Source organism: Meishania litoralis (genome assembly GCF_042611095.1).
Lineage (GTDB): Bacteria > Bacteroidota > Bacteroidia > Flavobacteriales > Flavobacteriaceae > Meishania > Meishania litoralis.
In genome coordinates, this window is the sequence record NZ_JBHFPV010000001.1 from 1,107,143 (window position 1) to 1,126,995 (window position 19,853).

The window sequence follows — 19,853 nt, forward strand, 5'->3', positions numbered from 1 at the left end:
TTTAGGGTGAGGGCGTCATATAGAAACAAAAATGTTCTTCGGTCATGGAAATCTCTATTCTTGTAATCATCCATTAAAGATACTGAAAACAACATTTCAAAAATGTTTGAACTTCTTTCTGTTAGTATCGCTTATACCAATATTCAAATAAAGAATATACTGCCTTAACGGTGGTTTTTGTAAAAACCGTATCTTTAGATGTGTTTTTTATGACAAAAATAGTCTCCATATCGGTTGCCCTGCTCATCTTGATCCAGAGTTTCAACATTCATTTCAGCGATCTTGCAGAAATAGATGAATTGATAGAGCATGCCCAATTCCATGCGGAGGAATATGGAGACAATTTCTTTGTTTTTGTCTCGAAACATTATGGTGAGCTCAAGGCCGAACATAGCCAAAAGCATCAAGAAGAAAAAGAAGATCATGAGCAGCTGCCTTTTCAGCACCAATGTCAGACAATATCCCTATCCGTTTTCGTCTTGAACCAAATGACACAGTATCCTTTGGAAATGGTCTGCGTGCCCGATACTAGGTCAGATTACTTTTATTTGGCATCTTACCACTCGCTTGCCCAAGAAGGGCTTTTTCAGCCGCCCCGGCATGTATGATCCACTTTAGATTTTCTTAGCACGGCACTTTACGCGTGCGTGTTTTCTTTAATTAATCTTTCTATGGATTATGTTGTCGAACATTATCAATTTCAGTATTCGTAACAAGTTCATTGTGATCTTGTTCACCGCTTTTATAATTGGGTTCGGAATTTACTCGCTTACCCAGATTTCCATCGGGGCCGTGCCCGATGTAACGAACAATCAAGTTCAGGTCATTACGACCTCGCGCAATCTTTCCACACAGGATATGGAGCAGTTCATTACCTATCCTGTCGAACTCGAAATGGCGAATTTGCCGGGAGTGCAAGAAATTCGTTCCATTTCGAAATTCGGGCTTTCAGTGGTCACTATCGTTTTCGATGACGAATTGGGCACCTATCTGCCCCGGCAATTGATCGCCGAAAAAATAAAATCAGCTTCGGAAAAAATTCCCGAAGGATTCGGAACACCCGAAATGGGACCCATTACCACAGGGCTGGGTGAAATCTACCAATACATTCTTGATGTCAAACCAGGTTACGAAGACCGCTATGACGCCATGGAACTTCGTACGATCCAAGATTGGATCGTAAAAAGACAATTGTCGGGCATTCCCGGTGTGGTCGAAGTAAATACTTGGGGCGGGTTTTTAAAGCAGTACGAAGTTGCCATAAGAACCGAGAAGTTGAATGCCATGAATATAACCGCACAAGATGTATTTACGGCTTTGGAAAAAAACAACAATGTAGCCGGGGGAGGTTATATCGAAAAGGTAAATCAAGCCTATTTTATTAGGGGCGAAGGATTGGTCGAAAGCCTTGAAGACATTAAAAATATCGTTGTCACCAACAAAAATGGCATTCCTGTCTATATTAAAGATGTAGCCGATGTGGGGTATGGCAGTGCCGCACGATTCGGTGCCATAACCGGAAATGGTGAGGGCGAAAAGGTACTCGGCCAGGTCATGATGCTCAAAAATGCCAATTCAAAAAAGGTCATCGACGCCGTCAACGAACGTGTAGCGGCCATCTCTAAAACACTGCCCGAAGGGGTTTTCATCAATGCCTTTCTAGATCGTAGCGAACTTATCGCCAAAACCACCTCGACAGTGGCCGAAAACCTAATTTTAGGATGTCTCATCGTAATTTTTGTGGTAGTGCTGCTTTTGGGAAATCTCCGATCCGGACTAGTGGTAGCATCGGTAATACCGCTTTGTTTGCTTTTTGCGCTATCGCTTATGTACATTTTCGGGGTCGATGCCAACCTGATGAGTCTGGGCGCGATCGATTTTGGTATCATTATCGACGGAGCCGTAATTATTGTCGAGTTCATCGCTTTTCAGATAACTTCGAAAAGTGCAAAACTGTCGAACTTGCCCGCAAACGAACTGCAGGTAGAAAAGGATGCCATCACTATAAAAAGCGCTACGAAAATGATGAATTCCGCAATTTTTGGGCAATTGATCATCTTGATCGTATTTATTCCCATTCTTTCGTTAAGCGGTGTCGAAGGCAAAATGTTCAAACCGATGGCATTGACATTCAGTTTTGCGTTGATCGGGGCAATGATTTTATGTTTTACCTATGTTCCTGTTGTGGCCTCGCTATTCCTTAAACCCGAAAAACCCTCTGGAAAAAACATTTCGGTACGTTTAATGAATTGGCTCAATGCCCGTTACACGCCCATAATCGATTGGGCCATGCGAAGTAAGACTCTGGTGCTTACCGTAGCTATGCTTTTGCTCGTTTTGACCGTTTTTCTTTTCTCAAGGATGGGAGGCGAATTTGTTCCGACCTTGGATGAAGGTGACTTTGTGATACAACCGGTTTTGAAAACAGGCACCTCCTTGGAAAAAACCATTGAAACCACGACCCGTATCGAAACGATCCTGCTGGACCAATTTCCCGAGGTCAAACAAGTGGTTACACGGATCGGTGCGGCCGAAGTACCGACGGATCCCATGTCGATGGAAGAAAGTGATGTTATCATTGTTTTGAAACCTAAACGCGAATGGGTTTCTGCCAAGAGCAAAGATGAACTCGCCAATAAATTCAAGGAAGCCTTGGCCATTATCCCCAATATGGAGGTCGAATTTACGCAGCCCATAGAGATGCGCTTCAATGAACTGATTACCGGGGTACGGGCCGATATCGCCATCAAGATTTTCGGGGAAGACCTTGATATTTTAAGTAAAAAGGGAAATGAGATCAAAGAACTTATCAAAGACGTTCAAGGGGCGGCCGATATCTCGGTTGAAAAGATCGTGGGCCTTCCGCAGATGAACGTGAAATACGATAGGGCCAAAATTGCCCGTTACGGACTCAATGTGCAAGACCTGAACCAAATGGTCTCCATGGGCTTTGCCGGACGCACGGTCGGCAGCGTTTTCGAAGGTGAAAAAAGATTCGATATGGTCGTTCGCCTAGATCAAGAGCGTCGCAAGGATATCGAGAACCTAAGGAATTTGTACGTAGATGTTCCCTCAGGGGGGAAAATCCTGCTTAGCGAGTTGGCCGATATCAGTTATCAGAAGGGGGCGGCCAAAATTTCGCGTGACGACACCAAACGAAGAATCGTAGTGGGTATCAACGTACGTGACCGCGATCTGCAATCGGTCGTTGATGATGTGCAACAGTTGATCAACGAAAATGTGCGGCTTCCCATTGGCTACACGATTACCTACGGTGGTCAGTTCGAAAACCTGCAAAGCGCAAAGTCGCGTTTGTTGGCCGCCGTGCCCATCGCATTACTGCTCATCTTTATTTTACTTTATTTCGCCTTTAATTCCGTTACCGAGGCATTGCTTATCTATTCTGCGATCCCGTTGGCTGCGGTGGGCGGGGTATTATTATTGTGGATCCGAAATATGCCCTTTAGTATTTCTGCCGGGGTCGGGTTTATAGCACTCTTTGGCATTGCCGTACTGAACGGTATCGTACTCATCGAACATTTTAAGGAACTCGAAAAAAAACGTTTTGACGATATGGAAACCCTGATCAAACAAGGCGCACAAGATCGCCTGCGTGCCGTGCTGTTGACAGCTTCGGCAGCGGCCCTGGGTTTTTTGCCCATGGCGATTTCAACAAGTGCCGGTGCCGAAGTGCAACGCCCTTTGGCGACCGTGGTCATAGGTGGGCTCATTACAGCGACGCTTCTGACCTTGGTCGTACTTCCGGTATTGTATGCCATATACAAAAGGCGTGGTTTTAAGGTTAGGCCCCTTAAAACAATGGGGGCAATCGTGATATTGGCCGGACTGGCCTCACCGGTCGTAGGCAACGCCCAGAAAAAGGCATTGGGCCTTGAAGAACTAATCGACCTTGCCATTGAGAACAATGCGGGATTAAAAGCCGAAAGCCTGAACAAAGCGCATGCGAAGGCTATGATCGGAAGCGCCTTCGATTTCGATAAGACCGCGCTATACTATCACTATGACCAGAACAATCTCTCGGTCGGCAATCTGCCGCTGAACGTTTTGGGCGTTCAGCAAGACTTCTTGTTTCCTACGGTTTATTTCGCACGCAAAAAAGTAAACAGGGCCGGTCACGCCATGACGTCGAGCGGTTTCGAAATAATGGAAAAAGCATTGAAGCGACAAGTTACCGCGGCCTACTACCAATATGGATACGCTGTCGAAAAGGAAAACATCTATAGGCGTTTGGACAGTCTCTACCAAAATTTCGCGCAGATGGCCGAACGTCGCTTTGAATTGGGGGAAACCAATTACCTGGAAAAAATAACCGCTTCCTCAAAACAGCGACAACTTCAAATCGCCTTGGAAAAAGCTCAACAAGACGTTGCCATCGCCCGAAGTAACCTCATGTCCAAAATTCAAGGCCCCGAAGAAATAACCATTTTGGTGGGGGTGTTGGATAAAATTCCCCTAAGATCAATCAATATTGAGGAAACCGCCGAAATAGCATTTTCCAAAAACACCATCGAACTGGCCAAGGCCAAACGGCAACACGAAACGCAAAAACTGTTGCCCGATATCAGCCTTAATTACTTTCAAGGTACGAATAGCGCGGTCAATGGAAATTTGTACGGCTATCAGGCAGGACTGAAAATCCCATTATTTTTCGGGGGAAATGCTTCACGGATCAAGGCATCCAAAATCGAGGAAGAAATGGCAATGGCACGATCCAAAGAATATGAAATACTGCTTAAAGCACGTTATACGGAACTTCAAAGACAATTTAAAAGTTACGCCAATGCGCTTGATTATTATGAAACCGAGGGCAATGAACTATCGAATGAAATCTTAAAAACCGCCAACGGAAGTTTTAAAAATGGCGAAATGGATTTCTTTCAATATATACATAGCATCGAAAATGCCTATGAAATAAGGCTCGACTGGCTTGACAATCTAAATCGATATAACCAAACGGTTATTGAACTCAATTATTTAAGTCTATAAAATGAATCATCATGAAACGAACATTAAAAATTTTAAAAATTTCTTCACAAAAGGAGATGTTTAAAATTTTTACTGCGAGAACGAAGCGCAGCGAAGTGGTTGCACGCGTTCTCAATTTTCTAATTATCTTAAAATCACTTAATTATAAAATTTTAAACGTGTGAAAAAGTACAACAACATACCCCTCGTCCTTTTATTGGCCATAATGCTTACCAGTTGTGGTGAGGTCGAAAAGAAGAATGCCCAAATACTATCTGAAAATTCAGCAGAATCATTCGACGGCATTCAATTGACTCGGGAACAATTTGAAAAAAACGGCATGGCCTTGGGTACTTTAGAAGAAAAGTCATTTCCTGTAAGCATCCGAACGAACGGTATGATCGACGTGCCCCCGGAAAATAAAGCGGTGGTCAGTGCCAAAATGGGCGGTTATATCAGCAAAACTCCCTTGCTCATCGGTGATGTTGTAAAAAAAGGACAGGTTTTGGTCACGATCGAAAATCCTGAATTCGTTACGTTGCAACAAGAATATATGGAAATAAAACAGCAAATGGCCTATCTAAAATCGGAATACGATCGCCAAAAAACCTTGATGGACGAAAACATTACTTCGCAAAAAAGTTTTTTGAAGTCAGAAAGTGAATATAAAACCGCCAACGCCAAATACAACGGATTGCGAAAACAACTGACCATGCTCAATATTTCACCTTCTGAAGTTGAAAAGGGAAATATCACCTCGATCGCCACGGTTTATGCACCGATCAACGGAAGCATCACAAAAGTGAACGTGACCAAGGGCACCTATGTCTCACCTGCCTCACCAATATTGGAAATCATCGATAACGGCCATATTCATCTAGAACTATCGGTCTTTGAAAAAGACATTATGAAAGTCAAAAAAGGGCAGGATATCCGGTTTAGGATCCCTGAAGCTTCACCGGAGATCTTTGAGGCAGAAGTACACCTGATCGGCACGTCAATCGAAGAAAACAGAACTATCAAAGTACACGGTCATCTCAAGGATGAATCGAAAAACAATTTTTTGACCGGTATGTTCGTCGAGGCCGAAATTGCAGTGGACAATATTACCGCAATGGCCCTTCCTTCCGAAGCCATAGTGGCGGTAGACAATATCAACTATGTGCTCGTTCTCGAAAAGGAAGAAAACAATATGCTCTATTTTAAACAACTTGAAGTGGAACTCGGTAATAATTTCGGCAATTTCACCGTTATCGAGAATATACGACAGAGGTCAGATCAAACGAAATTTTTGACCAAGGGGGCTTTTGATTTGCTTGGGGAATAGTCTTCGTAATAAACGGATTATCCGTATCGAACATGAAAACAATTTCAACGTCCGGTCGAGCGCAGTCGAGACCTCATTTTAAATTCATTAAGTCCAATAACCTCTCGACTGCGCTCGAGGTGACAGCACATAATCTATTACGGATATTCAAATAATAAATCCTTTTGAAAGTAAATGGCACTATTCTTGACTAAAACATACCTGTTAAAACAGACACAGAATATGACAACTAAGTTTATGACCTTTCTTTTGTTCACCATTTTTGCATTGAATATGGGCAATGCCCAAGATTGGAAGACCGATTTCAATGTGGCAAAAGTCTTGGCAAAAAAAGAAAACAAGACCTTGATCCTTGTTTTTCAAGGTTCCGATTGGTGTGCGCCCTGTATTAAGTTGGATCGAGAGGTATGGAGTACAGACGTTTTTAAGAAATATGCCAAAGAACACTATGTGATGGTACAGGCAGATTTCCCAAGAAAAAAAGGGAATGCCTTGCCCGAAGCGCAAAAAGCGTCCAATGCCAAACTGGCTGAAAAGTACAACCAAAGAGGAGTGTTTCCTTTTGTGGTGGTCATGGACCATGAAGGAAATGTTCTCGGCGAGACCAGCTACAAAAAAACCACTCCTGAAAAATATATAGCAATTTTGAATTCATTTACCGATTGATTTGAAACACTTATTCTGTACGCTCTTTTTACTTGCCTGGGTACATTGCAGTCCGCAAGAATCATTTAAACGGGTGTTCAAGGCTATGGGCAGTCGGTTCGAGATTACCGTGACCGCGAAAAATGCCGAAATCGGCAATTCATATATCGACACGGCAGTATCGGAAATCAGTCGCATAGAAAAACTTATCTCTTCATGGGATCCCGATTCGCAAACCTCTCAGATCAATAGAAATGCCGGGAAACATCCCGTTAAAGTCGCCCCTGAACTGTTCGATTTGATCGAACGGGCCAATGGCATTTCAAAACTGACCGATGGTGCCTTTGATATTACTTACGCCTCAATGGACCAGATCTGGAAATTCGACGGATCGATGACCAAAATGCCCAATGAAAATGATATTAAGGCTTCCGTGGCGCGGGTAGGCTATAAAAATATCGAACTCGACAAGGCCAATCGTACCGTTTTCCTGAAACTCCCGGACATGAAAATCGGTTTCGGCGCTATCGGAAAAGGGTATGCGGCAGATCGGGCCAAGGCGCTGTTAATGGAAAAAGGAGTCCTTTCCGGTATTATCAATGCGTCGGGGGATATGAATACATGGGGAAAGCAACCTAATGGGGAAGCTTGGCAAGTGGCCATCACCAACCCCATGAACAAGCAGGAAGCCTTTGCGTTGCTTCCGATTTCGGAAGGGGCCGTAGTGACTTCGGGCAATTATGAGAAGTTCGTCAATTTCAATGGAAAAAGGTATTCCCATATTATCGACCCGAGAACGGGATATCCCTCAAGTGGAGTTTCGAGCGTTACGGTCTTCGCCCCAAAAGCTGAATTGGCCGATGCCCTGGCCACCTCGGTTTTTGTAATGGGAAAAGAAATAGGTCTGGACAGGATCGATCAGATGCCAAAAATCGAATGCGTTATCATCGATGACAAAGGCAATATTTTTACATCCAAAAACATTAAAATAGCAAAACCATGATAAAACGGATTTTTATCGCTTTTGTAGCCACATGTTCCTTTGGAAGCTGTGTAGTGGTCAAGGAATACGAAAAAGTAAACCTCAATGATCCCGATATGGCACTTTCCGAGAAATTGTGCGACCACAACGTAACTATCGCGCACTCGTACCGCGAAGCCGCCGTGGGTGCCAATGGCGGAAAAACAGGAGGTGGCTGTGGCTGTAATTGAAACGAACATTATTCGAATGAAACTGATAAGAACATTATTTTGCACATCTTTCCTTGGGGTAGCGTTAATGGGTTTTTCCCAGTCAGGTCAAGATGATCCCGAACAGACTTATAAGAAACGTGTGCTCGAAACCCCAGAGATCGATTTTCTATCGAGCTATTATACCCAAAATGGCGATAACGCAGCCGTAAGCGGCGGTGTTGGCACCGAAGAACTGACCGATCTGGTCGGAACCGTTGTGCTTTCGATACCCTTGAACGAAGACGATGTCTTGACCATCGATGCCAGTATTTCTGCCTATACTTCGGCTTCGTCGAGCAATGTTGATCCGTTCGACGACCGCAATCAGGCCGACCCTTTTGTGGCTAGTTCCGGGGCGTCTCAATCAGATACATGGGTCAACTTTACCGGTAATTATTCACATAGTTCAGATGACAGGAACAATATTGTGTCGGTCAAGCTTTCGGTATCTTCTGAATACGATTATTTTTCCGTGGGTTTTGGAGGAAGTTATGCCAAACTATTCAATGAAAAGAATACCGAACTGAGTATAAATGCCAATGTGTTTCTCGATAAATGGAACGCCATTTACCCGATTGAACTACGTCCCTTCGGCAATAACGGTATCGGATTTTTTCGTCCCGATGAGATTACCGGAAACGTAAATTACAATCCCGATTTTAACGAGTTCGACGATGAAAACCGCAGATCATATGCGCTTGGCCTGGGGTTTTCGCAAATTCTGCACAAAAATGTTCAAGGTTCGCTATCGCTTGATTTCGTTAACCAGACCGGACTACTCTCCACTCCCTTTCAACGTGTCTATTTTAATGATGTGGCCGACTCGTTTATCGAAAATTTCCAATTGGCCGATGACATTGAACAATTGCCAGATTCAAGATTCAAGATCGCCTTGGGGGGCCGTCTCAATTGGTTTCTGAACGAAACCATCGCGTTAAGAACCTATTACCGCTATTATTTTGATGACTGGGGCATAAGGTCTCACACGGCCAGTCTCGAAGTGCCCATAAAACTGTCGGATCAATTTACCGTGTACCCCAATTATCGGTTTTACAATCAATCGGCGGCCGATTATTTCGCACCTTTTGAAACGCACTTATCAACGGATGTGTTCTATACTTCAGACTTTGACTTATCAAAATATACGGCCAACCAATTCGGACTGGGGCTTTCGTATACCGATATCTTTACCAAGTTCCATATCTCGAAGTTCGGCCTAAAAAGTATCGATTTAAAGCTTTATCGCTATGATCGTGACACCACTTTTGGTTCCTTCATCACAACCTTGGGCATAAAGTTCGTTATGGACTAGATCTTTCGTTTGTGTTTTATTTCGGATTTTAACCCAACCCTACGTCCAAGACCATCATAATTATGAAGCCACCGATAAAGCCCATGGTCGCAATATCGGTATATTGGTCTTGCTGCGTTTCGGGAATCACTTCCTCTACCACCACAAAGATCATGGCCCCGGCGGCAAAAGAAAGCGCATAGGGCAAAATCGGCTGAAAGGTAAGAACGGCCCAAGCGCCCAGTACCGCCGCAATAGGTTCAACGATTGCGGAAGCCTGCCCGTAAAGAAAACTTTTCCAGCGGGTAAGACCTTGCCGTCGCAAGGGCATGGCCACGGCAAAACCTTCCGGAAAGTTCTGTAGCCCGATTCCCAGGGCCAATGCCACGGCGCCCCCGATACTGGCACCTTCGAAACCTGCGGCCACACCCCCGAACAATACCCCGACCGCCAATCCTTCGGGAATATTATGTAAGGTTATGGCCAATGTCAAAAGGGTAGTACGGTGCCAAGGCGTTTTGACGCCTTCAGCCTCGCTTTCCTTGAAATTAATGTGCAAATGCGGTAATATCTTATCCAACCCGAAGATAAATGCGGCCCCCAAAAGAAAGCCGACCGCTGCAGGGATTACTTTTACGAACCCCTCGCCCGGACTCATCTCGATACCGGGTGCCAGAAGGCTCCAAAAACTTGCGGCCACCATTACCCCGCCCGTAAAGCCCAACATGCCGTCAAGCACGGCACGGTTCATCGTTTTGAACAAAAAGACCAGGGCCGCACCGGTCGCTGTCAAGCCCCATGTAAAGAGCGTAGCGTAAAACGCCGCCAAAATGGGGTCGATAGATTCGAAATAATCGATTATTGGTTCCATGTTATTCCGTTATTTTTAAATATAGATTGGTCGCTATAAGATTCGATATATGAATGTCGGCTTCTTTGACCCTAATGTGCAAAGATCCATCGAACTCTTCTTTGTCCATTACGGTAATCTTGTCGCCGAGCGCAATTTTATGCTTGTCCAAAAACTTTAGAAAAGGTGGTGATGAATCCTTCACCCCGACACAGATTCCACTTGAACCGATAGGCACCTCGTTCAGCAGTTTTTTGACCGCTTTCTTGAACTCGCCCTTCTTAGAAGGAATGGGGTCCCCATGCGGGTCTACCTGTGGAAAGCCCAAATGTCTGTCAAGGCTATCAATTAATTTTTCGCTCTTGATATGCTCCAATTGTTCTGCCACCTCATGCACCTCATCCCACGAAAAATCAAGCTTCTCAACCAAAAAAACTTCCCAAAGCCGATGCTTCCTAACAATCGAAAGCGCTGTTTTTTGTCCGTATTCGGTCAAACTTACCCCCTTGTACGGTATGTAATTGACCAATCCCTTTTCCGAAAGTTTTTTGACCATGTCGGTAACGGATGAAGGTTTGGTCTCCATCTGCTCGGCAACGGCATTGGTCGAAACGGTTTTATTTTCCCCTTTCCCCAAGTGATAGATGGCCTTGATATAATCTTCTTCGGAAAGCGTCATACTATTTTTTTGGTTTAACAAAAATACATTTTTATAGCTAAAAACAAATATTTAGTTTTGTCTAAATATTAATTTATGCCAATCTTAAACAACAGCTCCTTAGTAATATCCCGTTCGTTCTTCGGTATTGCGTTACTGTTTATGGGGTCTTTTTGCCTAAATGCCCAGGCGGCCCGACTTAACGGAAACATTTCGGAAGACGGTAATCCCATACCCTACGCCAACCTATTTTTAGAGGGCACCACTTTAGGTACCGCTACCGACGAAACCGGCAATTTCGCATTGGATGGAATTCAGGCGGGAACATATACCTTAAAAGCGACCGTGCTCGGGTACCGCCCCTATGCCAAAAAAATTACATTGGCGGCCAGTGAGACAAAAACAATTCAAATAGCATTGGTAGCGGTTTCCGAACAATTGGAAGAAACCGTAGTTACCGGAACCCTAAAAGCGGTACGGCGTTCCGAAAGCCCTGTACCCGTTGAAGTGTACAGCCCAACCTTCCTTAAAAAAAATCCGACCCCAAATCTCTTTGAAGCCCTGCAGACCGTAAACGGAGTGCGGCCCCAGATCAATTGTAATGTATGCAATACGGGTGACATTCATATCAACGGATTGGAAGGCCCCTACACGCTGGTTTTAATAGACGGCATGCCCATCGTCAGTGGTTTGGGCACGGTATACGGACTCTCGGGAATACCCAATTCATTGATCGACCAAATCGAGATCGTGAAGGGCCCGGCCTCAAGTCTATATGGCAGCGAAGCGGTAGGCGGCTTGATCAATATCATTACCAAAAGTACTTTGGAAGCCCCAGATTTCTTTGCCGATGGTTTCGCGACCGGTTGGGGCGAATACAATCTTGACGTGGGTGCCAAAATAAATCTGGGCAAAAAAACCGACGTGTTACTGGGCGTAAACTATTTTAAATACGATACACCGATAGATAACAATGGCGACAATTTTACCGATCTTACCCTTCAAGATCGAATCTCGATTTTTCAAAAATGGAATTTTAAACGCAAGAACGATCGCATTCTTTCCCTTGCAGGACGCTTTTTTTATGAAGACCGATGGGGCGGCGAAATGCACTGGACACCCAAGTTTCGCGGTGGCGATGAAATTTACGGGGAAAGTATCTACACTAGAAGATGGGAGGTTTTAGGAAAATACCAACTGCCCATCATTGAAAAGGTGTTATTCTCTTTTTCCTATAACGACCACAACCAAAATTCGGTGTACGGAGATACCCCTTATTTGGCCGACCAACGAATCGGTTTCGGGCAATTGACCTGGGACAAAAAACGGGGTGCCCATGACCTTTTGTTCGGAGCCGGCCTGCGCTATAATTATTATGACGATAACACGACCGCAACGGTTTTGCCCGATGAAGTAATCATACCGAGCGTATTTGTACAAGATGAAATCAGCTTGGCCAAAAGGCATTCCCTTTTACTCGGCATGCGGTACGATTATGATAAAAGGCATGGTTCAATAGTTACCCCGAGATCCGCATATCGATGGAAAATGACCGATAACGATATTGTACGATTAAATGCCGGCACAGGTTTTCGTGTGGTCAACTTGTTCACCGAAGAGCATGCCGCACTTACCGGGGCACGCGAGGTTGTGGTTACCGAAGCATTGAAACCCGAAAGATCGTTCAACCTGAACTTGAACTACCTGAAAAAAATCTATGCTGACAATGGGACTTTTGCAAGTGTGGATGCTTCTATTTTCTATACCCGATTCAGCAATGCCATTTTGCCCGATTACGATACCGATCCCAACTTGATTATTTATGATAATCTGGAGGGAAAATCGGTTTCCCAAGGGGTAAGCGCCAATATCGACGTCATGTTCCCATCTGGATTCAAGTTATTGATCGGTGCCACTTTTCAAGATGTACGCCAAACCGAGAAGGGTATCTCACAACGCCAAATTCTGACCGAAGGCTATACCGGCACTTGGAATCTAGGATATGACCTAAAAAATCTGCACCTGGCCATCGATTATACCGGAAACCTTTATGGCCCCATGCGTCTGCCGACTTTGGGCGAAAAAGACCCCAGGGATGAGTATTCACCAGTTTGGAGCATTCAAAACATTCAATTTACCTATAAAGGATTAAAAAACTTCGAGGTCTATAGTGGTATCAAAAATCTATTGGACTGGACACCGAATAAAGGAAATCAATTTATCATAGCCCGTGCGAACGACCCATTCGACAAAAACGTAAGCTTTGATGACAATGGCGATGTGGTCGCCACGGCCGACAACCCTTATGGACTGACTTTTGATCCGTCATATGTTTACGGCCCTAACCAGGGCATAAGAGGTTTTTTAGGGATACGCTATCGCTTGAACTGAACTATGAACATCAAGTGAAACTATTCTAGAGAGACCCAAGGTTTTATGAAAACCATAACCACGTGCATTAAACCGAATTGCGTCGAAAGAGCTGTAATGGCAGTATCGTCTGAATTTTCTTTTTGTTCTTCACAAAGTTTGCCGCAATTTTGGCCATTTCGTTAAAATTGGTCGATATTGTAGTGATTCCGCCAAAGACAATTTGCTTGGAGACATTATCATCAAAGGAAAGTATGCCCAAATCTTTACCAAGCTCATAGTTCTTTTCGACACATTCCTTTAAAAAATACCAAAGCATCGAGTCATCCTTAATAAAATATAACGTATTTTTTTTAAGGGTGCCGTGCACGTATCGATTCATTGTAGTACCCTCTATCTCATATTCAGACAAGAACCTATGAAACGCTTTTTTTATTCCGACAGGTGAATAATCATGTTCATTATCAAAAAACAACACCATTTTTTCATATGTACTTATATCGGGCAGTAGTTCTAACAAACACGAATAGGTTGCCTCTTCAAATTCTTGACAAACAAAGGAGTAACTCTGGCCCAAATACAAATACCTATCGACCAATAGCAACCTATCGGCCGGAATGCGCTTTAAAATATGAGGTACGGTCTTACCTTGTATAGGCGCAATAACATACATTCCGTATTTTCCGATGATGTTCGAGGTTATGGTCTCGAATAACGATATATTATCATGATGGAAGAAGACATCGATTTGATAATTGTCATCCAAGGAATTCCTGAAAGTATTGTAAAAATCCTCTTGAAAGCTCTGAAATGCAAAGAGTAGAAGTGCTACCCTTATTTTAATGTTCGTGTCTTGGCCCACTACATAATAGCCCTTTAGCTTGACCGATTCAATTAAACCTCTGTCCTTCAATTCTTCATAGGCCTTCACAATTGTTTTTCTCGCATACCCAATTTCACGCACCATCATATTGATCGATGGAAGCTTTTCACCTATGGGGAGCGTTCCGTCCTCTATACCCCAAAGTACACCCTGCACCAACTGCTCGTGCTTAGAAAGACTATGATCTTCCTTTAATTTCAATACTTTATCAACAATGGGTGTCATTTCTTAAAAGGTTGTCCAAATCATGCCTTAATGTTACGGCGCGCAATTCGCCTTCCGTTATCAATCTTACAAAGACTCGATCAAATTGTTAAATTATCAACGAATTGTTGATAAAAATTTTTATTATCTGCTTTTAATTTTATTTTTGCTATAGTAGCATAGTGTATCATAGCACGTAAAGATGACGTAATATTACAATATATTTACTATATTTAATATCTCTGATTTTCTTAACTAACAACTTAAACTATATGAAGAACCAACCTGTTCCTAAAAAATGGCATGTTTTTCGAAAACATGCAATCACAACATTATCATTGTTTTTCGGAGTAATATTACTCTCCGCAACTTATGCGCAAAGTACCATAACAGGTACGGTTACCGATGAAACCGGCACACCGTTACCTGGGGTAAGTGTGGTAGTGCAGGGCACTACTACAGGCGTGTCTACAGATTTCGATGGTCTATATTCCATTTCTGTAGATGACCCGGGCAGCACGCTTGTCTTTTCCTACATTGGGTATTTGACGCAAGAATTGCCGATTGGCGGAAACAGCACATTGGATGTACAAATGCAAGAAGATGTTCAGAACCTTGACGAAGTGGTCGTCGTTGGGTATGGTACCCAAAAGAAAGCGACCTTGACAGGGTCTGTATCCTCTGTTGGTGGTGAAGACCTAGAACAGGCCAACTCTGCAAACCTAGGCGCTGCCTTAGGCGGTAGGGTACCTGGTTTGTATATCGATACGGGTCAGGCCGTTCCGGGAGCTGATACACCCGCCATTCGTGTTCGGGGTACAAACACTTTTAACAATTCAGGTGCGCTTGTCGTTATCGATGGTATACCGGATCGTGAAGGTGGTATCGCCAGAATCAACCCAGCCGACATTGAAAGTATCTCCGTCTTAAAAGATGCCTCTGCGGCGATTTATGGGGCCAGGGCCGCAAACGGTGTTATTTTGGTAACTACCAAGCGCGGTAAGGTTGGAGCCCCAACGGTCAAGATAAGTTCAACAATCGGTACGCAAAGTTTTACAAGGACTCCGGAAATGTTGGATGGTGCCGAGTATATGGATTTGGTCAATGTATTGAACGTCTATAAATTGCCCGTTGGTGAATGGCAAACTGCCCACGCGGGACGTGGTGCGCCGTACACACGTTTGGATACTGGCGAAGTGGTAAACCCGACCTTCACGAATGATAGAATTGCCCAAACCGCAGCTGGCAGCGATCCTTGGTTGTACCCTGATACCGATTGGTTTGATGAAGTTACGACCAAAGGTTCGATTATCTCGCGTCAGAATGCCCAAATTTCTGGGGGTACCGAAAGTGTGCGTTATTTGGCCTCATTGGGTCACCTATCCCAAGATGTCAACTTTAGGGGATGGGCAAAACCTTACAAGCAGTTTGATCTGAGATTGAATATTGACGCCAAGATCAGTGAATCGTTAAGCCTTGACGTTGGTCTTTATTCGCGACAAGAAAATCGATATTCGAACACACGTGGCGAAGCCGGTGTTATGGCCGATATGATCAGGCAATATCCATGGTTTCCCGCCTATTGGCCTACAGGTGAATTGGGCCCCGATATCGAAAACGGTAACAACCCGGCGGTACGCGTTACCGATGCCCCCGGTTACGATGACCGAAGCAATAATTATGTACAGAGTAATATCGGTTTGACCTATAATGTGCCTTTTGTTCAAGGTCTTCAGTTCAAAGGTTTGATTTCTTATGACAAAGTGAACAGGGAAAGACGCCTATGGCAAAGACCATGGACGTTATATACTTGGGACGGCGTCAATCGCAACTCTTCTGGATTGACCGAAGCCCAAAGAGGCCCTGGTGATCCGAGCTTGGAACAAGAGCACACTACCAAAACAGATGTAACGGCCACTGTCACCGGATCCTACGAAAAAGAATTCGGCGATCATAGTTTCAAATTGTTGGGCGGGGTTACCCGTGAAGAAAGTGAGCAACAGTTTTTCGAAGCTTTCAGACGATTCTTCCTTTCCAGTGAATTGGCCCAATTAGACCTTGGGGGCAATGAAGGGCAAAGAAGTGCAGGTAGAGGTTTTGAAGTGGCCCGATTGAATTATTTCGGACGACTTAACTATGACTATAAGGATAAATATCTATTAGAGTTCTTGTTTCGATATGATGGTTCGTACCTATTCCCCGAAGACAATCGTTTCGGGTTTTTCCCAGGGGTTTCAGCAGGTTGGATCATGACCGAAGAACCCTTTATCCAAGAGGCACTTCCATTTTTAGACTATTTCAAATTGCGAGGCTCTTATGGCCAATTGGGTAATGATCAGGTAAATCCGTTCCAATATTTGAACGCATATGAGCTGTCCCAGACCGCTTTGGATGGTATTGTAACTACCGCTTATGAGACAAATGTGGCCAACCCGAACATTACTTGGGAAACCGCTATTTCACAGAATATAGGTTTCGATTTGCGTACATTGAACAATAAGTTGTCGATCAGTTTTGATTACTTCAAGAATTCAAGGGAAGATATTTTGACCGTACCGTTATTGACGCTTCCTGAATATAGTGGTATTAATGCTCCTCCGCTTAACGTTGGGGAATTTGAGAATACCGGTTACGAAATCACCTTGGGGCTTAACGGCGGTAACGAGGACTTCTCGTACAACGTTACCTTCAATTTCAGTGACACCAACAACAAACTGGTGTTCTTCGATGAACCTTCATTGGATGACCGCCCATGGCAAAGACAACAAGGCGGTGAAATAGGTAGGCCTCTATTGTATAAGTATGATGGGGTGTTTCGTACACAAGCAGAAATCGATGCCGAAACGTTGGATTATAGCGGCGTTACCCCCTTGCTCAAACCAGGGGATGCCAGAGTAGTCGATATTAGTGGTGACGGTCGTATCGGACCCGAAGACAAACAGCGTACGGGCGGTAGTGCCTTTGCCGACACCCAATTTGGCTGGAATACCGCACTTAAATACAAGGACTTGGATTTCTCAATGTACTGGGCAGGCCAGACCGGTGGTTACAGCAACTATGAATGGTCTTTTATGTCAGGTACCTTGGCCAATGTGCAGCGAGATGTCCGTGATCGGGCATGGTCATTGGATAATCCCAATGCCTATGGTCCAAGACTTGCCGATAGGGGCGATCAATGGTATTCAGGTCAGACCGACGCTTACCTGATTACAAGGGATTTTTTCAGATTGAAGAATATGGAAATCGGATATACCTTCGATGAAGGGGTTATTGAGAAGCTTGGTGCCCAGAATTTGCGATTATCACTTTCAGGTACTAATTTAGCTACGTTTACCAAATATCCATTTGATCCGGAAATAGTGCAGGTAAGTAATTTCGATTTGGAAAATAACGACCCCAATGATGGGGACGGAACAGTTGGTGTCAGTGGTGGCCGAACTGCTAACGGAAATTCCTATCCTTTGCTAACAACGATTAATTTAGGATTTCAAATAACTTTTTAAAAAATGCATGATGAGAAAACTAGTATTTAAAATTACAGTTAGTATGGCTATTGGCCTGCTGATTGTTGGTTGTAACGATGATTTCTTGGAGACCCAGCCTTTGAGCCAGGCTTCCGAGACAAGCGTTTGGAGCGATTTAAAATTGGCTGAGGCCGCCGTTCTGGACCTTTACCAAGGTACTTGGGCGGGGACATTGACCCGTGAGGAAACTACCGATGCCTTCACGGACCACGCGGTATTTACCCATCCGGGGCGTGGTGTAGATGGCTATACCGAAGGTAAAATGAACCCTGCAGGTAACTTTATGGACATGCAGTGGATGAGCTGGCCCCAACTTTACCCGTTCGTAAGGGGAGCCAACGTTGCCATTGAAAGACTTCAGGAAAACGAAGCCGGCTTTGATGGCGAAACCCTGAATCGCTTATTGGGTGAAGCCTATTTTATGAGGGGCTACTACTACTCGCAGTTGATGCGTCAGTTTGGTGGTGTACCATTATTTACCGAGCCTTTGGATTTGGATAGTGAGGCGAACAATCCAAGGGCTACCTTTGAAGCCACCGTAAACCAGATTGTCGCAGATTTGGATCAAGCCATTGTACTTTTAGAAACTGCACCGGCCAGTAAGGCCCGCGTACACAAGATTACGGCCATGGCATTGAAATCTCGTGTTTTGACACACGCTGCAAGTGATCTTTATGAGCCTTCCAAAGCATCTTCGGTTCCCACGATTGCAAGTTATAGCAATCCTGAATTGATCGGTTATACCAGTGGATCGCAAACCTCTAGATGGGAAAGCGCCAAAGCTGCCTCCAAGGCGTTATTGGATGCCACAACGGGTTATAAGTTGGATTATAGTGCTCCGGCCTCACAAGAGGAAGCTATCCAAAACTACGAGGATATTTGGCTACAGGGTGCCCAGAATCAAGATTTCATATGGGGCCGATTGGTCGATGAATTCGGATTTGGATCGCGCACCTACCCCGGTGGAGATGGATGGTCACAAGGTCCAGGTATGGTGGCATTATACCACGGCCCAAATGGATATCACGAATGGGCGGGTACAACACCGACCGAAGCTCTTGTCAAAAAATATACCTTGGCCGATGGTACCGAATTTGACTGGGACAACCCTGTACACGCAGCAGATCCCTATGCGAATCGCGAGGCCAGATTCTATGCAACATTCCTTTATGATGGAGCTCCTTGGAAGCCAAGGACGGACGATGTAGTCAGATTCGATAATTTTAACGAAATACAAACCGGTTTTTATACCTTCTCCGATGGAACTATAGTCAACGGAGTGGATACGCGCCAAGGCCCGATAGAAGATTGGAACGGTTCACGTACGGGATATTATTTTAAGAAATTCTCTGATCCGGGCTTGCCTGCATCTTGGCCGAACAACTTGCAAAAAGTTGATGCCCCATACATTCGATACAGTGAAATTCTTTTGAATTATGTTGAGGCCAGCATCAATACCAATGACGAAGGTGAGGCAAGGGCTTGGTTAAACAGGTTACGTTTTAGAAACGGATTGCCTGCCGTTACTGCTTCGGGTTCTGAATTACTTGAAATATATAAGCGCGAACGCGATAAGGAATTGGTCAATGAAGATGCCCGATTGTTCGATATGAAACGCTGGCTGGAAGGTCCACAATCATTGAACCAACAGGTACAACAAGTTGTAGTTCAAGCAGCACAAAAGGCTGGTTCAACTATGACACCTGATAACTATAGAAAAGACCCAGCAGAATTTGACTATACCTATACACCAACCAATATCGTTTTCGAAAATCGAATATGGCAAGACCATGTCTATTTTATGCCCATTAAGCAGGAGGAAATAGATAAGGATCCATCACTTATTCAAAATCCAGGGTATTAATTATAGTCTAGCCCTGTT

The 19,853-nt window shown here is 44.3% G+C and carries 13 protein-coding genes; 10 read left to right on the forward strand and 3 right to left on the reverse strand.

All coding sequences use genetic code 11. The annotated features are described in order from the left end of the window. The first annotated feature begins 209 nt into the window (after nucleotides 1-209). The 7 genes from ACEZ3G_RS05015 to ACEZ3G_RS05045 all read left to right on the forward strand — a co-directional run bounded on the left by ACEZ3G_RS05015 (nucleotide 210) and on the right by ACEZ3G_RS05045 (nucleotide 9,503). Nucleotides 210-608, forward strand: coding sequence for a hypothetical protein (locus tag ACEZ3G_RS05015; RefSeq protein WP_432424347.1), 399 nt, complete (start codon nucleotides 210-212; stop codon nucleotides 606-608). A 70-nt stretch (nucleotides 609-678) separates the two neighbouring features. Then, a complete protein-coding gene (locus ACEZ3G_RS05020) occupies nucleotides 679-5,007 on the forward strand; it encodes a CusA/CzcA family heavy metal efflux RND transporter (protein WP_432424348.1) in 4,329 nt (1,442 codons plus the stop codon). Between the two features lie 160 nt (nucleotides 5,008-5,167). Continuing rightward, entirely contained in the window at nucleotides 5,168-6,313 is a 1,146-nt protein-coding gene (locus ACEZ3G_RS05025; protein WP_432424349.1) for an efflux RND transporter periplasmic adaptor subunit, read from the forward strand. Nucleotides 6,314-6,535: 222 nt separating this feature from the next. Continuing rightward, nucleotides 6,536-6,979 (forward strand): thioredoxin family protein, encoded by a 444-nt coding sequence (locus ACEZ3G_RS05030; RefSeq protein ID WP_432424350.1) that lies wholly within the window; start codon nucleotides 6,536-6,538, stop codon nucleotides 6,977-6,979. A gap of 1 nt (nucleotide 6,980) precedes the next feature. Beyond that, on the forward strand, nucleotides 6,981-7,961 hold the full coding sequence (locus tag ACEZ3G_RS05035) for an FAD:protein FMN transferase (protein WP_432424351.1): 981 nt from the start codon (nucleotides 6,981-6,983) through the stop codon (nucleotides 7,959-7,961). Beyond that, nucleotides 7,958-8,170, forward strand: a complete 213-nt coding sequence (locus tag ACEZ3G_RS05040; protein WP_432424352.1) for a DUF4266 domain-containing protein — start codon at nucleotides 7,958-7,960, stop codon at nucleotides 8,168-8,170. Before ACEZ3G_RS05035 ends, ACEZ3G_RS05040 begins: the two co-directional genes overlap by 4 nt. A gap of 16 nt (nucleotides 8,171-8,186) precedes the next feature. Further along, nucleotides 8,187-9,503 carry a DUF3570 domain-containing protein gene (locus ACEZ3G_RS05045; RefSeq protein WP_432424353.1) on the forward strand — a complete coding sequence of 439 codons (1,317 nt, stop codon included), beginning with the start codon at nucleotides 8,187-8,189 and terminating at the stop codon, nucleotides 9,501-9,503. A gap of 28 nt (nucleotides 9,504-9,531) precedes the next feature. Here the strand turns inward: ACEZ3G_RS05045 and ACEZ3G_RS05050 are convergent, their stop codons facing one another. Continuing rightward, nucleotides 9,532-10,353: a ZIP family metal transporter gene (locus tag ACEZ3G_RS05050; protein WP_432424354.1), complete on the reverse strand. Its 822-nt coding sequence runs from the start codon at nucleotides 10,351-10,353 to the stop codon at nucleotides 9,532-9,534. Nucleotide 10,354: 1 nt separating this feature from the next. Next, nucleotides 10,355-11,011 carry a metal-dependent transcriptional regulator gene (locus ACEZ3G_RS05055; protein ID WP_432424355.1) on the reverse strand — a complete coding sequence of 219 codons (657 nt, stop codon included), beginning with the start codon at nucleotides 11,009-11,011 and terminating at the stop codon, nucleotides 10,355-10,357. A 75-nt stretch (nucleotides 11,012-11,086) separates the two neighbouring features. On the opposite strand from ACEZ3G_RS05055, the gene ACEZ3G_RS05060 reads away from it, so the two are divergent. After that, nucleotides 11,087-13,381: a TonB-dependent receptor gene (locus ACEZ3G_RS05060; protein ID WP_432424356.1), complete on the forward strand. Its 2,295-nt coding sequence runs from the start codon at nucleotides 11,087-11,089 to the stop codon at nucleotides 13,379-13,381. Between the two features lie 67 nt (nucleotides 13,382-13,448). Here ACEZ3G_RS05060 and ACEZ3G_RS05065 read toward each other — a convergent pair whose 3' ends face one another. Beyond that, complete coding sequence (locus ACEZ3G_RS05065; protein ID WP_432424357.1) at nucleotides 13,449-14,468, reverse strand: GntR family transcriptional regulator; 1,020 nt, start codon at nucleotides 14,466-14,468, stop codon at nucleotides 13,449-13,451. Nucleotides 14,469-14,719: 251 nt separating this feature from the next. Between ACEZ3G_RS05065 and ACEZ3G_RS05070 the strand changes: the two genes are divergently transcribed. Together ACEZ3G_RS05070 and ACEZ3G_RS05075 are read left to right on the forward strand one after the other, a co-directional pair. After that, on the forward strand, nucleotides 14,720-17,950 hold the full coding sequence (locus ACEZ3G_RS05070) for a SusC/RagA family TonB-linked outer membrane protein (protein WP_432424358.1): 3,231 nt from the start codon (nucleotides 14,720-14,722) through the stop codon (nucleotides 17,948-17,950). A gap of 10 nt (nucleotides 17,951-17,960) precedes the next feature. Then, the gene (locus ACEZ3G_RS05075; RefSeq protein WP_432424359.1) at nucleotides 17,961-19,835 is read left to right on the forward strand and encodes a RagB/SusD family nutrient uptake outer membrane protein; all 1,875 of its coding nucleotides are present in this window, start codon (nucleotides 17,961-17,963) and stop codon (nucleotides 19,833-19,835) included. The last annotated feature ends 18 nt before the right edge of the window (nucleotides 19,836-19,853 follow it).

Coding starts and splice junctions, on each gene's coding strand:
- ACEZ3G_RS05015 (WP_432424347.1), top strand. CDS start 210: ATGACAAAAATAGTCTCCATATCGGTTGCCCTGCTCATCTTGATCCAG.
- ACEZ3G_RS05020 (WP_432424348.1), top strand. CDS start 679: ATGTTGTCGAACATTATCAATTTCAGTATTCGTAACAAGTTCATTGTG.
- ACEZ3G_RS05030 (WP_432424350.1), top strand. CDS start 6,536: ATGACAACTAAGTTTATGACCTTTCTTTTGTTCACCATTTTTGCATTG.
- ACEZ3G_RS05040 (WP_432424352.1), top strand. CDS start 7,958: ATGATAAAACGGATTTTTATCGCTTTTGTAGCCACATGTTCCTTTGGA.
- ACEZ3G_RS05045 (WP_432424353.1), top strand. CDS start 8,187: ATGAAACTGATAAGAACATTATTTTGCACATCTTTCCTTGGGGTAGCG.
- ACEZ3G_RS05050 (WP_432424354.1), bottom strand. CDS start 10,353: ATGGAACCAATAATCGATTATTTCGAATCTATCGACCCCATTTTGGCG.
- ACEZ3G_RS05055 (WP_432424355.1), bottom strand. CDS start 11,011: ATGACGCTTTCCGAAGAAGATTATATCAAGGCCATCTATCACTTGGGG.
- ACEZ3G_RS05060 (WP_432424356.1), top strand. CDS start 11,087: ATGCCAATCTTAAACAACAGCTCCTTAGTAATATCCCGTTCGTTCTTC.
- ACEZ3G_RS05065 (WP_432424357.1), bottom strand. CDS start 14,468: ATGACACCCATTGTTGATAAAGTATTGAAATTAAAGGAAGATCATAGT.
- ACEZ3G_RS05070 (WP_432424358.1), top strand. CDS start 14,720: ATGAAGAACCAACCTGTTCCTAAAAAATGGCATGTTTTTCGAAAACAT.
- ACEZ3G_RS05075 (WP_432424359.1), top strand. CDS start 17,961: ATGAGAAAACTAGTATTTAAAATTACAGTTAGTATGGCTATTGGCCTG.